At 61.9% G+C, this 13,538-nt stretch carries 15 protein-coding genes; all 15 read left to right on the top strand.

Going from position 1 to position 13,538, the window contains the following annotated elements; genetic code table 11:
- The first annotated feature begins 2 nt into the window (after positions 1-2).
- Positions 3-1,304 (top strand): chemotaxis protein MotC, encoded by a 1,302-nt coding sequence (motC, locus tag XB14_RS14785; protein ID WP_077962349.1) that lies wholly within the window; start codon positions 3-5, stop codon positions 1,302-1,304.
- Entirely contained in the window at positions 1,301-2,716 is a 1,416-nt protein-coding gene (locus XB14_RS14780; protein WP_077962347.1) for a flagellar hook-length control protein FliK, read from the top strand. Before motC ends, XB14_RS14780 begins: the two co-directional genes overlap by 4 nt.
- On the top strand, positions 2,652-3,224 hold the full coding sequence (locus XB14_RS14775) for a transglycosylase SLT domain-containing protein (protein ID WP_143348389.1): 573 nt from the start codon (positions 2,652-2,654) through the stop codon (positions 3,222-3,224). Before XB14_RS14780 ends, XB14_RS14775 begins: the two co-directional genes overlap by 65 nt.
- A 269-nt stretch (positions 3,225-3,493) precedes the next feature.
- The gene (gene rem, locus XB14_RS14770) at positions 3,494-4,165 is read left to right on the top strand and encodes a transcriptional activator Rem (RefSeq protein ID WP_077962345.1); all 672 of its coding nucleotides are present in this window, start codon (positions 3,494-3,496) and stop codon (positions 4,163-4,165) included.
- A 90-nt stretch (positions 4,166-4,255) separates the two neighbouring features.
- A complete protein-coding gene (locus XB14_RS14765; protein WP_077962344.1) occupies positions 4,256-5,467 on the top strand; it encodes a flagellar hook protein FlgE in 1,212 nt (403 codons plus the stop codon).
- A 23-nt stretch (positions 5,468-5,490) separates the two neighbouring features.
- Positions 5,491-6,954 carry a flagellar hook-associated protein FlgK gene (flgK, locus tag XB14_RS14760; RefSeq protein WP_077962343.1) on the top strand — a complete coding sequence of 488 codons (1,464 nt, stop codon included), beginning with the start codon at positions 5,491-5,493 and terminating at the stop codon, positions 6,952-6,954.
- Positions 6,955-6,956: 2 nt separating this feature from the next.
- Positions 6,957-8,012 (top strand): flagellar hook-associated family protein, encoded by a 1,056-nt coding sequence (locus tag XB14_RS14755; RefSeq protein ID WP_077962342.1) that lies wholly within the window; start codon positions 6,957-6,959, stop codon positions 8,010-8,012.
- Between the two features lie 34 nt (positions 8,013-8,046).
- A complete protein-coding gene (gene flaF, locus XB14_RS14750) occupies positions 8,047-8,394 on the top strand; it encodes a flagellar biosynthesis regulator FlaF (RefSeq protein WP_034800744.1) in 348 nt (115 codons plus the stop codon).
- A complete protein-coding gene (flbT, locus tag XB14_RS14745; RefSeq protein WP_077962341.1) occupies positions 8,391-8,840 on the top strand; it encodes a flagellar biosynthesis repressor FlbT in 450 nt (149 codons plus the stop codon). Before flaF ends, flbT begins: the two co-directional genes overlap by 4 nt.
- On the top strand, positions 8,831-9,241 hold the full coding sequence (gene flgD / locus XB14_RS14740; RefSeq protein WP_034800748.1) for a flagellar hook assembly protein FlgD: 411 nt from the start codon (positions 8,831-8,833) through the stop codon (positions 9,239-9,241). Before flbT ends, flgD begins: the two co-directional genes overlap by 10 nt.
- 7 nt (positions 9,242-9,248) lie before the next feature.
- Entirely contained in the window at positions 9,249-9,515 is a 267-nt protein-coding gene (gene fliQ, locus XB14_RS14735; protein WP_034800750.1) for a flagellar biosynthesis protein FliQ, read from the top strand.
- 132 nt (positions 9,516-9,647) lie between these two features.
- Positions 9,648-11,735 (top strand): flagellar biosynthesis protein FlhA, encoded by a 2,088-nt coding sequence (flhA, locus tag XB14_RS14730; RefSeq protein ID WP_077962339.1) that lies wholly within the window; start codon positions 9,648-9,650, stop codon positions 11,733-11,735.
- Positions 11,732-12,484 carry a flagellar biosynthetic protein FliR gene (gene fliR / locus XB14_RS14725; RefSeq protein WP_077962338.1) on the top strand — a complete coding sequence of 251 codons (753 nt, stop codon included), beginning with the start codon at positions 11,732-11,734 and terminating at the stop codon, positions 12,482-12,484. The genes flhA and fliR overlap by 4 nt, the downstream gene beginning before the upstream one ends.
- Before the next feature lie 4 nt (positions 12,485-12,488).
- Complete coding sequence (locus XB14_RS14720) at positions 12,489-12,902, top strand: hypothetical protein (protein ID WP_077962337.1); 414 nt, start codon at positions 12,489-12,491, stop codon at positions 12,900-12,902.
- An 80-nt stretch (positions 12,903-12,982) separates the two neighbouring features.
- Positions 12,983-13,537 (top strand): rod-binding protein, encoded by a 555-nt coding sequence (locus XB14_RS14715; protein WP_077962336.1) that lies wholly within the window; start codon positions 12,983-12,985, stop codon positions 13,535-13,537.
- The last annotated feature ends 1 nt before the right edge of the window (position 13,538 follow it).

The following is a 13,538-nucleotide window of genomic DNA, read 5'->3' as shown; positions in this document are numbered from 1 at the left end:
CCATGCTAAGACGCCTGCGATCCGCTCTGATGGCCTGCTGCGTGCTGGCGACCCCGTTTGCAACAGGGGGCGCCAGGGCGGACGATATCGAGGAACTCGCTCCCTTCAAGATGATCCGGTCGCTGCAATATGTGCAGGATTCGGTCGTCCTTGGCGACCATTCGGCAATCGAAATGCAGCGCTTCATGCTGGGCGCCATCGACAAGCGCCTGCGTGCGGCCGACGCGACCGTCTTCCGCGACCCGCGCAACGTCGATGCGGCGCTGGTCTATGCCATGAGCGGCGGCAATCCGGAGACGCTGAAGTACCTTTCGGATCATGACGTCGCCGGCAACTTCGATTCCCGCGTCACCGACGCGCTGAGGCAATATCTGGGCGGCAAGGGCGGCCTGATCGTCGAGACCCTGTCCAAGGCCGCACCCGAATACCGCAACGCCCGCATCGGAGCCTATCTCTACCTCATTCTCGGCAACGCCACGTCGCAGCAGGATCCCGTGGGTGCGATGAAGTATTACGACTGGGCCCGGCTTGCGGCTCCGGGCACGATCATCGAAGAGGCGGCGCTGCGTCGCTCGGTTTTCCTGGCGGTGCAGGCGGGCGATGCGGACAAGGGTTTCCGCTATGCGCTGACCTATGCCCGCCGCTACCTGACATCCCCCTATGCCAGCCAGTTCGCGGACGTCTTCGTCGAACTCGCCGTTGCCCATTTCGATGGCGACGCGCAGCAGCGGATCTCCGAGATTCTCGGTTTTATGGATGCGCCGCGACAGCGCGAGGTCTTTCTTCGCGTCGCTCGCCGCGCGGCGATCGCCGGTAAGCAAGAGCTCGCGAAGCTGGCCTCGGAACGCGCAGAGGCGCTGGGCGCGGACGGCGCGACGCAGCCGAAACTGCTTGCCAGCTTCTATGCCGGCCTGGCTGCGGTACCCTCCAATGACGTCTTCGCCGCGACGGCAAGCCTGGCGGCAATATCGGATGCGGAGCTTTCGGCGCGCGACCGTGCCTTGCGCGACGCTGCAAAGGCGGTAGCCGATGCCGTCGTCAGGCCGCCGGCCGATGACAGCCTCACGCAAGCGTTTGCGTCTAAACCCGACAGACCGGTTGAAGCGGATGCATCGGCCGCGCGCGAGGGAACTGGCAGCGGCATGAGCCCCTTCGGAAGCGGGCAGACCCCGGCGGTTGCGCCGACGGCCGTGGCAATTTCCAGCACTGATGAGGTGGGGGACCCGGAGCACGATGGCTTCGTGGCGAAAGGACGCTCGAAGATCGACGAAATCGACGCGCTCCTGAAGGGAGAAGACAGATGAGGGTTCTTGACGACACCCTGCGCATGCCGCCGACACCTGCCGGCAAGGGAAGCGGGCGAACGGGCGGCAAGGAGCAGGTCGGTGGTGCATCGGCCGGCGCGTTTGAAGATGCCGTGAGCAATGCCGGACGGCAAAAGACGAATGATCAGCCAGGCGCGGGCAAAGGTTTCAACGAGGCCGCTGCCGGCGGCGACGCGGAGGCGGGAGCGTTGATCGACAAGGACAATATAGCCAAGGCCGCGGGCAGGGTCGCGACGCGCAGCATCAGCCTTGGTCGCAACGAACAGTTTGAAGAGCACGCGTTGCGCGACCATTTCACAATGGCTGAGCGCGGCGTTGGCGGTAAACGTGCCGCCGACAAGACCGATCCGGCGCAGATGGCTGCCGGGGCTGACGATCTGGCGCAAGCGGCGGTCGATGACGAACTCGCCGAGCGTATTGCCACGCTTTCAAAGGGTCTTGGCAAGGCGTCGGCGGACGGCGCTGCGGTCGAAGGCGACGTCACCGCCGGTGGCGAAGGTGCGGAAACCCAACAGCCCCAGACGGCAATGGACGACCTACTGACGCTGCTCGGCGGCGCTCAGGCGACGCAGCCTCAGGGCCGGACGGCGGCAGCCCAACAGGCAGCCGGCGCTCAGGCCGAGGGCGCGGTACTGGTTGCCGGCGGTAGCGAGCATGGCGCGAAAGCCGAGGCGCAGCCGGGCGAGAACGATCCCGATCGGCTCTTCCGTTTCGCCCGGGCCGACGGCAAGGGACAGGCCGTTTCCATGAGCCTCTCGAAGGATGGTGACGCGGCGTTCGAAGCTGCCCGTTCGCAGGCCTCTGCCAAGGCTGAGAATGTCACGGTGCTCGAGGCCCGGCGGTATCTCGGCATTTCGGTAAACCCGAATACCACTGCGGTGGCCGATGCAATCGCGGGCGAGGCGGCCACCCAGTCGCTGCAGCCGAGCGCCGCACTTGGCCAGCCGGGTTCGTGGACGCAAGCGGGCAAGACGCTCAACACCCTGAAGATCCAGCTCCATCCGATCGAGCTTGGCCTCGTCACCGCCACGCTGCGTCTGAAGGATGACGAACTGCAGGTCGAGCTGAAGGTCGAGACCGGCGACGCCTTCCGGCAGATGCGCGACGACCAGAACGACTTGGTCAAGGCGCTGCGTGCTCAGGGCTTTGCCGTCGATCAGGTGAACATCGTGTTCAATTCCGGCGGAGACACGTCGTCGGGCGGCGCCTCGCAGCCCCAGGCCCAGGCCGGGCAGCAGGGGCGGGACCGAGCCGATGGCAATGGCCAGGGACGACAGCAGCGACAGGACGACAGCCAGTCTTCGGCGGCGGAAAGGTGGGTTGGCAATGGCGGGACGGACGATACGGCTGCCGGCACTGAGCGCACTCGTACTGGTCACGTCTACATGTAGTGCTTTCGCCAGCGCGGACGCCGGCGTCTGCGAACGCGAGATCATCAGCGCGGCGGCGAAGTACGATGTCCCGGCCGGGATCCTTTATTCGGTCGGGCTGACCGAAACCGGCCGCAAGGGATCGCTTCAGCCCTACGCGATGAACATTGAGGGCAAGGCCTATTTCGGCACCAGCGAGCAGGACGTTCTGGCCCAGTTCGGCAACGCCCGTGCGCAGGGCGCCAAGCTCATCGATCTCGGCTGCATGCAGATCAACTATTACTTCCATGGCGAGCATTTCAGCTCGCCGCAGGAGATGCTTGACCCGCGCAAGAACGTCGAGTATGCCGCCCGCTTCCTGGCCAATCTCCACGCCAGGCACGAGACCTGGACGATGGCCGTTGCGCGCTATCACGCAGGCCCGAACAACGACCCGGCGCAGAAAAAATACGTCTGCCGGGTGATCGCGAATCTCGTCGCGACCGGCTACGGCAAGTGGACGCCGAACGCCACGCAGTTTTGTCAATAAGCAACCAATGAGTGCATTAGCGTCATGTTTGCCGCATTGTGGCGACAATGCGCGGACAATGTGACCGCAAGCGATTTGTCGTAGTCCGTTAACTTTTCCACATTATTTTAGTGTCGGTTTGGGATGGGTGCTACTAGATATAGATCAAATCGGCGAAACATAGTTAATCAATTATTAATTCCACCCATTAACTTCCTCTAGTTGTTCATGAATCCCTCGATTCGTACCTCTCAATCAGTGCGGAGCCATACTGATTCGGAGGCGGGCGAATGATCGTAGTGGTTGATGAAAGAGAGCTGGTGAAGGACGGGTACGCGTCCCTCTTCGGGCGCGAAGGTATTCCCTCGACGGGGTTCGATCCCCGCGAGTTCGGAGAGTGGGTGAATGCGGCGGCTGATTCGGATATCGATGCGGTAGAGGCTTTCCTGATCGGGCAGGGCGACACCACCTTCACGCTGCCGCGGGCCATCCGCGATCGCTCGATGGCGCCTGTCATCGCGATGAGCGACACGCCCTCCCTCGAAAACACGCTTGCACTCTTTGATTGCGGCGTCGACGACGTCGTACGCAAGCCGATCCACCCCCGCGAAATTCTCGCCCGGGTCGCTGCGATCCGCCGCCGTCTGAAGGCGATCGCCAACTTTACCGACATCGGTCCGATCCGCGTTTTCGCCGACGGCCGTGACCCGGAGATCAACGGCGAAGTCTTTGCGCTTCCGCGCCGCGAGCGCCGCATCCTCGAATATTTGGTCGCAAACCGCGGCCGCCGCGTATCCAAGTCGCAGATCTTCAACGCGATCTACGGGATCTTCGACGAGGACGTCGAAGAAAACGTCGTCGAGAGCCACATCAGCAAGCTGCGCAAGAAGCTGCGCAAGAAGCTCGGCTTCGACCCGATCGATTCGAAGCGTTTCCTTGGCTACTGCATCGACTGGAACTGAGCGCCGCGCAGCGGGCGGGCGCTGAGCCAAGACAGGTTCACGCAAGGCCCGCTTCCTAGTGTCGCCGTAACAAGGAAATGAGGATCCGATATGAGTCTCTATGGCAGCATGAGAACGGGTGTGTCCGGTATGAACGCCCAGTCGAACCGTCTGGGCACCGTCGCCGAAAACATCGCGAACTCCAACACGACCGGCTACAAGCGCGCCTCCACTGAGTTTTCGTCGATGATCCTGCCTTCGGGCGGCGGCAACTACAATTCCGGCGGCGTCGAGACCCAGGTGCGCTACAGCATCTCCCAGCAGGGCGGCTCCAGCTACACGACCTCGGCAAGTGATCTGATGATCAACGGCGGCGGCTTTTTCATCGTCTCGGGCAATGGTGGTCAGAACTTCCTGACGCGCGCCGGCTCCTTCGTGCCGGACAAGAACGGCAACCTCGTCAACACCGCCGGCTACACGCTGATGGGCTACGAGTACAAGGCCGGCGTCGACCCGACCGTTGTCGTCAACGGTTTCGACGGCCTGGTGCCGGTCAAGCTCGCGGACGACGGCGTGGTGGCTTCCGGCTCCACCAAGGGCTCGATGGGGGCAACCCTTCCAGGTAACGCCGCGACCGGCGACCAACATAAATCGTCGCTTTCCGTATACGACAGCCAGGGCAACTCGCGCCTTCTTGACTTCACCTATACGAAACAGGCCGGTAACGGCGTGTGGTCCCTGACGATCGTCGACCGTCAAACCAACACCAACCTGGCAACGCAGACCTTGACGTTTGATGCCGCGGGCAAGCTGACGCCGGCGAACCCGGCACCGCTGTCGACGGCTGCCCTCGGTCCGTTTGCCGGTAGCGGCGCCACGCTCGCCCCGCTGAGCATCGACTTCTCCAAGACGACCCAAGCGGGCGAAAAATTCGAAACCGATGGTGGCACCATCGACGGTAGCAAGCCTTCGAAAATGACGGGCTTCGAGATCGACAAGGAAGGCATCGTCTACGCCAAGTACGGCGACAACCTCGTGCCGAAGTTCCGCATCGCGCTCGCCAACGTGCAGAGCCCGGACAAGCTGCAGCCGGAATCGGGCAACGTCTATACCCAGGGCGCGGATTCCGGTGTCATCGTCACCGGCTTTGCGGGCTCCGGCGCCTTCGGCGACATCAAGTCCAAGGCGCTCGAAAACTCCAACGTCGATATCGCCAACGAACTGACCTCGATGATCGAGGCGCAGCGCAACTACACGGCAAACTCCAAGGTGTTCCAGACCGCCTCGGACCTGCTTGACGTGCTGGTCAACCTGAAACGGTAATTGAAAGAGATACGGTCCGCGTCATGTCGCTGTCCTCCGCAATATCCATCGCACAGCAGGCCTTCAGCAACACGGCGCAGCAGACCGCGATCGTGTCGAAGAACATCGCGAATGCGGGCAATGCGGATTATTCGCGTCGCCTCGCGCTGCTCGGAAGCACCGGCAACGGCGCGCAGGTCGTATCCATCTACCGTGCCCAGAACGAGGCGCTGCTCAAGCAGAGCATCGCCAGCATCGGCGAAGCCTCGGGCCAGGCCCGGCTTCGCGATGGACTGGAGCTCTTGAAATCGGCGCTCGGCGGCAACAACTACGAGACGGCGCCGTCGAAGCTGCTGTCGGAGTTCCGCACGAGCCTGCAGACCCTGGCCTCGACTCCCGGCAACAAGACGATCGCGGCGTCCGCCGTCACCAGTGCGCAGGATCTCGCCAACTCGCTCAACAAGACCTCCAGGTCGGTGCAGGATCTGCGCGAGGATGCCGACAAGGAAATCGCGCTTGAGGTCGACAAGCTGAACAGCCTTCTGGCCGATTTCGAGAAGGCGAACAGCGCCGTCAAGGAAGCCACGGCTCAAGGCGAAGACGCCAGCGACGCGCTCGACCAGCGCGACAAGATCCTGAAGCAGGTGTCGGAGATCATCGGCATCTCCACCGTGACCCGCGGCAACAACGACACGGTGATCTTCACCACCGACGGCACGGTGCTCTTCGAGAACAGCGCGCGCAAGGTTACCTTCGCTCCGACCACGGCCTATGACGCAGCGACGGTTGGCAACAAGATTTTCGTTGACGGCGTGCCGATCGCGCCCGGCAATGGCGCCGATACCACGGCCAAGGGCAAACTCGCGAGCCTTGTGCAACTGCGCGATGACATTGCACCGAAATTCCAGTCGCAACTCGACGAAATCGCGCGCGGCCTGATCGAACTTTTCAAGGAAGGCGATCCTGGCGCAGCGACCCCGATACCCTACAAGCCCGGTCTGTTTACGACGGATCCGGCTTTGGCGGCGATGCCGTCGACGGGAACAGTCGTTCCCGGCCTGGCGTCGAAGATCACGGTCAATGCGTTGGCCAAGGCCAATCCGCTTCTGCTGCGCGATGGCGGCTTTAACGGCGTCGTGTCGAACCCCGGCGGTGCCGGAAATCCCAGCCCCGGCTACACGGGCCTTGTCGATGGCTTCATCAACAAGATGGGCGAGAACATGTCGTTCGACCCGTCGACCGGCCTCGACGGCACCAGTAGCCTGCTGAATTTCGCGACCGGGTCGGTCGGCTGGCTCGAGCAGACCCGCAAGATCGCATCGACCGCCGACGACAACAAGAAGGCGATGCTGTCGCGCACCCAGGAGGCGCTCAGCAAGCAGACGGGCGTCAGCATCGATGAAGAGCTGTCGCTGCTGCTCGATCTCGAACAATCGTACAAAGCATCGGCCAAGCTGGTGAGCACCGTGGACGCCATGATGGCGGCCTTGATGGAAGCTGTGAGGTAATCATGAAGACGTCCTACGTTTCTAATCTGGCGATCCAGACCGCCATGCGCATGACGATTGCGCAGAATCAGATGGACCTGCTGAAGGCGACCCAGGAGCAGACAACCGGTCGGCACTATGACGTCGGCCTCACGCTCGGCGCGTCGGCGTCGCGCTCGCTCAATCTTCAGCGCGAGATCGACCGGCTGAACTCGATGAAGAGCACCAACTCCGTCGTGACCCAGCGCCTCTCCGGCTCGCAGGGTGCGCTGGAGACGATGGCGAAAGCGGCCGAGAAGGTGCGCGACACGCTCGTCACCTACAAGGGCAACGATGCCGCAAGCCAGCTGAAGATCCAGAAGACCGAGATCATGGGCGCGCTGCAGACCTTCACTGCGGCCGCCAACACCTCCTTCAACAGCGAGTTCCTGTTTTCGGGCATCAATACCGACGCCAAGCCTTTCGCCGACTACACCGCCACCTCTGCGGCGAAGACTGCTTTTGACACGGCGTTTACGACGTTCAAGTCCGCCAACGGCATCACCTCCGATGACCAGATCACCGCCGCCCAGATGACGACGTTCATCACCGGACTTGAAGCGAGCTTTATGGATACGACCCCGGGAGGGTACTGGGACACCAACTGGTCGAACGCGTCCAGCCAGAACATGACGAGCCGGATCAGCGCCAGCGAGGTGATCGAAAGCTCGACCAACGCCAATACCAGGGGATTCCGGATGTTCGCGCTCGCAAGCGTGATCTCCGCCGAACTGATGGACAAGAACATCACGCCCGCAGCGCGCGGTGCCGTCGGCACCGCAGCGCTGGACTACGCCGAGAAGGGCATCGCCGCGCTCAACGGCGAGCGCAGCTCGCTCGGCATCGGGGAATCGCGGGTGAAGAAGGCGAACACCTCGATCGAAGATCAGCTCAAGCTCGTCAAGAGCCATGTGGCTGACCTCGAGGGTATCGACGTCGAGGAAACCGCGACCCGGATCAATATGCTCAAGGTACAGTTGGAAACGTCCTATACACTAACGTCGCGACTACAGCAGATGAGCTTGCTCAATTTCCTCTAGTGTGGGGAGCCGGACAAACATGAAGGATGTCTGAATGTACCAATTTTCCTATGCCGAGATTATGGAGGACGGCGTTGCCGACTCCAAAAATCGAGAACGGCAGGTACTCGATCGCTCGATCGCGCTCATGGAAGCAGCGAAACAGCAGAAAGGGTATTCGAGAGAGGCCATCGAGGCCATCTATTTTACCCGGCGCCTGTGGATCCGTTTCATCGAGGATCTGCGCGCTCCGGAGAACCAGCTGAATGAAGAGCTGCGCGCCAATCTGATTTCGATCGCCATCTGGATACTCAACGAGACGGAAAAGATCCGCAAACGCGAATCCTCCAACTTCCAGGGCATAATTGACATTACCACCATCATCAGGGATGGACTGAAATGAAGAGCACACTGCGTATTTCGCTGAAGTCGGGCGAACGGATTTTTGTAAACGGCGCGGTGCTGCGCGTGGACCGGAAGGTCGCGGTCGAGTTCCTGAACGATGTTACGTTCCTGCTCGAAAACCACGTGCTGCAGCCGGAAGACGCGACGACGCCGCTGAAGCAGCTCTATTTCATCGCGCAGATGATCCTCATCAATCCGGAAGGCGCCGAACAGTCGACCACGATGTTCCGCAAGTCGGTCGTCATGCTCCTGAACTGCTTCAAGAACGAAGAGGTCCTGGCGGAGCTGAAGCGCGTTGACGGCCTCGTCACCAACGGCCGCGCCTTCGAAGCGTTGAAGGCGATCCGCGGCCTCTACGCCATCGAAGACCGCATTCTCAACACGCAGGAAATCACGCCGGCGACAGTCGAGCAGATTCGCAAGGAGATCGCGCCATGGCGGTAAGCGGCGTCAGCAACAACGGCTACACCCCGAATGTTTCGGCTCAGGATTCGGGCGGCGACGCCGCCAAGGCATCGCTCAACTACGAGAGCTTCCTGAAGCTGCTCGTCGCCCAGATGAAGAATCAGGACCCGACGCAGCCGATGGATGCGACGCAGCAGATTGCCCAGCTTGCGACCTTCTCGCAGGTGGAGCAGACGATCAAGACCAACAAGAACCTTGAAAGTCTGCTGCAGCGCACGTCGCTGAGCGAAGCCGACGCCGTCATCGGGCGCACCGTCACCAGCGAAGACGGCAAGACCACTGGCGTGGTTAAGGAAGTGAAACTATACTCTGACGGAATCATTGCGGTGCTGGATAACGGCAAGGAGCTTGTTATCGGCCCGGGCGTCAAGGTGAAGTGATAACTCCATGAATGAGGCGGATGCCCTCGATATTGTGCAGGCCGCGATCTGGACCGTGATCGTGGCCTCGGGGCCCGCCGTTCTCGCCGCCATGGTTGTCGGCGTCGTCATCGCCTTCATCCAGGCGCTGACCCAGGTCCAGGAAATGACGCTGACCTTCGTCCCGAAGATTCTGGCCGTGATGATCACGGTTGCCGTGTCCGCGCCCTTTATCGGCGCTCAGATCTCGATCTTCACCGACATCATCTTCTCGCGCATCCAGTCCGGATTCTGATGCCGCAGCGCCGAAGCTTGTTCTCAAGCGGCGGCGTGAAACCCTCGCGCAAGCTTGGATCGCTATCTCCGTCTCTATAGTGGGGCAGCGCGTGTGAATGCTGCCTTGATCTCATGATGAGACGGAAGAGACATGGCACAACAAGCAGCGCTGATCATCCCGAAAGTGGCACCGAAGGGCCGGGACGTCGGCTTCGCGCTCGGGATCGTGGCGATCCTGTCGATCCTCTTCCTGCCGATCCCGCCATTCCTCATCGACATGGGTCTGGCCTTCTCGATCGCCTTCTCCGTGCTGATCCTGATGGTCTCCCTGTGGATCCAGCGCCCGCTCGAATTCTCGTCCTTCCCGACGATCTTGCTGATCTCGACCATGGTGCGCCTGGCGCTGAACATCGCCACGACGCGCGTCATCCTGTCCCACGGTCACGAGGGTCACGGTGCTGCCGGTGGCGTCATCTCCGGTTTTGCCAGCCTCGTCATGTCCGGCGATTTCGTCATCGGTCTGATCGTCTTCCTCATCCTCATCACCGTGAACTTCATCGTCATCACCAAGGGTGCGACGCGCATCGCCGAAGTCGGCGCGCGCTTCACCCTCGATGCGATCCCCGGCAAGCAGATGTCGATCGACGCCGACCTGTCGGCCGGCCTGATCGACGAGAAGGAGGCGCAGCGCCGTCGTCGCGAGCTCGAAGAGGAAAGCTCCTTCTACGGCGCCATGGACGGTGCTTCCAAGTTCGTGCGCGGCGACGCGATTGCCGGCCTGATCATCACCGCGATCAACATCTTCGGCGGCATCATCATCGGCTATCTGCGCCATGGCATGCCGATCGGCGAAGCCGCCGACGTCTTCGTCAAGCTGTCGGTCGGCGACGGTCTCGTCTCGCAGATCCCGGCACTGATCGTTTCGCTCGCCGCCGGCCTTCTGGTTTCGCGCGGCGGCACCGCCGGCTCGACCGACCAGGCGGTCGTCGGCCAGCTCGGCGGCTATCCGAAGGCGCTGATGGTCGCCTCCGGTCTGATCATTCTGCTGTCCGTGGTTCCGGGCCTTCCGTTCCTGCCGTTTGCCGTTCTCGGCGGCGGCATGGCGTTCCTGAGCTGGCTCGTGCCGCGCCAGATCGAGGCCGCGAACGCTGCCCGCCGCGCGGAGGAAGCGGCGAAAGTCCAGCAGACCAAGGAAGGTGAGCAGGACTCCGTCAAGTCGGTGCTGAAGACCGCCGAGATCGAATTGCTGCTCGGCAAGCAGGTCTCGACCCGTTTGCTCGGCGCGCACCAGGAACTGGCCTTCCGCGTCGGCAAGATGCGCCGCAAGTTTGCCGGGCAATACGGTCTGGTCATTCCGGAAATCAAGGTGTCCGACGATATCAGCATCCCGGACAAGGCTTACCATATCCGCATTCACGGCACGACGATCGCGTCCAACACCGTGCGCGTCGGCGAAGTCCTGGTGGTCACCGGCGGCGGCCGCCGGCCGAGCGTGCCTGGCGACGAGATCCGCGAACCCGCCTTCGGCATGCCGGCGGTTTCGATCCTCGAGACCTTTACCGAGGATCTGAAGCGCGAGGGCTTCCATCCGATCGACAACGTTTCGGTGGTTTTGACGCACCTGAGCGAAGTGATCCGCAACAACCTGCCGCACCTGCTCTCCTATAAGGACGTGAAGGTGCTGATCGAGCGGCTCGATCCGGAATACCGCAAGCTTGCCGACGAGATCTGCACCTCGCACATGTCCTATTCGGGCCTGCAGGCCGTGCTGAAGCTGCTGCTGGCCGAGCGCGTCTCGATCCGCAACCTGCATCTGATCCTCGAAGCGGTCGCCGAACTCGCGCCGCATGTGCGCAAGACCGAGCAGATCGTCGAGCACGTGCGTGTGCGCATGTCGCAGCAGCTTTGCGGTGACCTCGCCGACAACGGGGTCCTCAGGGTGCTGAGGCTCGGCAACAAGTGGGACATGGTCTTCCATCAGGCGCTGAAGCGCGACGCCAAGGGCGAGGTCGTCGAGTTCGACATCGACCCGCGCCACCTCGAAGAATTCAGCGAACAGGCGACGAAAGTTATCCGTGAACATCTCGATCGCGGCATGCCCTTCGTACTGGTAAGTTCGCCCGAATCCCGTTCTTATGTGCGCATGATCATCGAGCGCCTCTTTGCCACCTTGCCCGTGCTCTCGCATGTCGAGCTTGCCAAGGGCCTCGAGATCAAGATCATCGGCTCCATTTCATGATCACCGACCCGGAGGGCACGGTGCTGGCGCTGTTTGCGGCCTTCTGCCGGATCGGCGGCTGCATCATGATCATGCCCGGGTTCTCCAGCGCGCGCGTTCCGATGCAGGTGCGGCTGTTCATCGCCGTGGCGGTTTCCATGGCGATCCTGCCCGTCATGTGGACGGACATTTACCCGCAGGTGACGGGCAAGGGGCACGTCTACATCTACCTCATCGCCGCCGAGACGGCCGTCGGCGTGGTCATGGGCCTTGTCGCCCGCTACTACGTGCTTGGACTGCAGTTCGCCGGCACGGCGATCACCATGTTGATGGGCTTTGCCTCGCCGCCCTCGTCGGACGTGATCGAAGATACGCCTGAAAACCAGGTGACCAGCTTGATCAGTTTCGCCGGTCTGATGGTACTTTTCATGCTGGATTTCCATCACGTGATGATCGAGGCGATCGTGCAATCCTACCGCGCCATGCCGATCGGCACCGCCTTCGACCCGCAAGGGGTGCTGATCACGCTCACGGATTCGCTGGCGCAGACCTTCATGATCATGCTGAGGCTTGCGAGCCCCTTCGTCATCTATGGCCTGCTTTTCAACGTGGCGATCGGCATGGTGAACAAGCTGGCACCCCAGATCCCGATCTACTTCATCTCGCAGCCCTATCTGATCATGGGGGGCTTGTTCCTGCTCTATCTCGGCATCGCCGCCATGCTGCGTCTCTTCGGCGACGGTTTCGCCCTGGTCATGCAGGGAGGATAGCCGCATGAAGACCCGCTCGCAGAAACTCAAGCGCCTGGTCGCGGTCCAGCGTCATCTGGAGCAGATGGCGGAGGCCGACTACGTCGAGATGGTGCGGCAGCGCGAAGCCCTGGCCGAGACGATCGATGTCGTCGTCGACGCCATGGGGTCGGCACATCCGATGCACCGCATGTTTTCCGGCCACTATTCCTCGCAGATCGGGCGGCTCGTGCAGAAGGACCAGATGCTGCACGGCATCCAGCAAACGCACGAGGCCCGCATGCTGAGGGAGCGCGCGAAAGCCGACCGGCTCGAGGAAAACATGAAGGAGGCGCGCCAGTCCGAGGACCGCGAAGAGGCCGACAACTCCATCTATGACCTGATCGATCAACACGTTACGGGCAACGCGCCAGCTTCCGGTAAGCTTGACGGGCGATAGTACGTCATTCCCGGGATGCTTCGATGGCGGAGCTAACCCGGTCCGACCAATGCCCAGGCTCGATTTTGAGAGGATTCGTCATGGCCATCTCTCCGCCCAGCGATCTGGTGATGGATGTCGTGCGCGCCGCCGACCCCGCCGAAGTGCAGGAAGCGCAGGCGCGCCTGAAGGCCAACCGCGCCGCGTTCAAGGCGACGAGTCTCGCGGAAAACGGCAACGGCTTTGCCGCGGCCGTCAACGTCCTCAATCTCTCGCCTGAGGGATCGAGTGGGCTCGGCGATATCAACAACCGCGTCGAACAGAAGAAGATTCCGGAAACCTATCGCAAGTTCGAGGCCATGGTGCTGCAGAACTTCGTGAAGTCGATGCTGCCGACCGACAGCGAGAACGTCTTCGGCAAGGGCAACGCCGGTGACATCTGGAAGAGCATGATGGCCGAACAGATCGGCGACGTGATTTCAAAGAGCGGCGGTATCGGCATCGCCGACCAGCTGGCTGGCGCTGATGCCACCGAACGGGTCCAGGCATCGCTCGACGGCAACAGCCTGAACCTCGCCGCAAGCCTCGTGCAGGAATACGAGCGCAAGACGCTGACCGGCTTTTCAACCGAAGACGACAAGAACAAACAAGCCTAAT

This window comes from Ensifer adhaerens, from assembly GCF_002007205.1.
In the GTDB taxonomy this organism is placed as follows: domain Bacteria; phylum Pseudomonadota; class Alphaproteobacteria; order Rhizobiales; family Rhizobiaceae; genus Ensifer; species Ensifer adhaerens_D.
The sequence above is the reverse complement of the archived record's forward strand: the minus strand, read 5'-3'. Positions and strand labels throughout refer to the sequence as shown.

What these genes read in the sequence shown, in the direction of transcription:
- XB14_RS14715 (WP_077962336.1), top strand. Translation starts at nt 12,983, where the DNA reads ATGGCCATCTCTCCGCCCAGCGATCTGGTGATGGATGTCGTGCGCGCC.
- flaF (WP_034800744.1), top strand. Translation starts at nt 8,047, where the DNA reads ATGTACCAATTTTCCTATGCCGAGATTATGGAGGACGGCGTTGCCGAC.
- fliQ (WP_034800750.1), top strand. Translation starts at nt 9,249, where the DNA reads ATGAATGAGGCGGATGCCCTCGATATTGTGCAGGCCGCGATCTGGACC.
- rem (WP_077962345.1), top strand. Translation starts at nt 3,494, where the DNA reads ATGATCGTAGTGGTTGATGAAAGAGAGCTGGTGAAGGACGGGTACGCG.
- flgK (WP_077962343.1), top strand. Translation starts at nt 5,491, where the DNA reads ATGTCGCTGTCCTCCGCAATATCCATCGCACAGCAGGCCTTCAGCAAC.
- fliR (WP_077962338.1), top strand. Translation starts at nt 11,732, where the DNA reads ATGATCACCGACCCGGAGGGCACGGTGCTGGCGCTGTTTGCGGCCTTC.
- XB14_RS14775 (WP_143348389.1), top strand. Translation starts at nt 2,652, where the DNA reads ATGGCGGGACGGACGATACGGCTGCCGGCACTGAGCGCACTCGTACTG.
- flhA (WP_077962339.1), top strand. Translation starts at nt 9,648, where the DNA reads ATGGCACAACAAGCAGCGCTGATCATCCCGAAAGTGGCACCGAAGGGC.
- motC (WP_077962349.1), top strand. Translation starts at nt 3, where the DNA reads ATGCTAAGACGCCTGCGATCCGCTCTGATGGCCTGCTGCGTGCTGGCG.
- XB14_RS14720 (WP_077962337.1), top strand. Translation starts at nt 12,489, where the DNA reads ATGAAGACCCGCTCGCAGAAACTCAAGCGCCTGGTCGCGGTCCAGCGT.
- XB14_RS14765 (WP_077962344.1), top strand. Translation starts at nt 4,256, where the DNA reads ATGAGTCTCTATGGCAGCATGAGAACGGGTGTGTCCGGTATGAACGCC.
- XB14_RS14780 (WP_077962347.1), top strand. Translation starts at nt 1,301, where the DNA reads ATGAGGGTTCTTGACGACACCCTGCGCATGCCGCCGACACCTGCCGGC.
- XB14_RS14755 (WP_077962342.1), top strand. Translation starts at nt 6,957, where the DNA reads ATGAAGACGTCCTACGTTTCTAATCTGGCGATCCAGACCGCCATGCGC.
- flbT (WP_077962341.1), top strand. Translation starts at nt 8,391, where the DNA reads ATGAAGAGCACACTGCGTATTTCGCTGAAGTCGGGCGAACGGATTTTT.
- flgD (WP_034800748.1), top strand. Translation starts at nt 8,831, where the DNA reads ATGGCGGTAAGCGGCGTCAGCAACAACGGCTACACCCCGAATGTTTCG.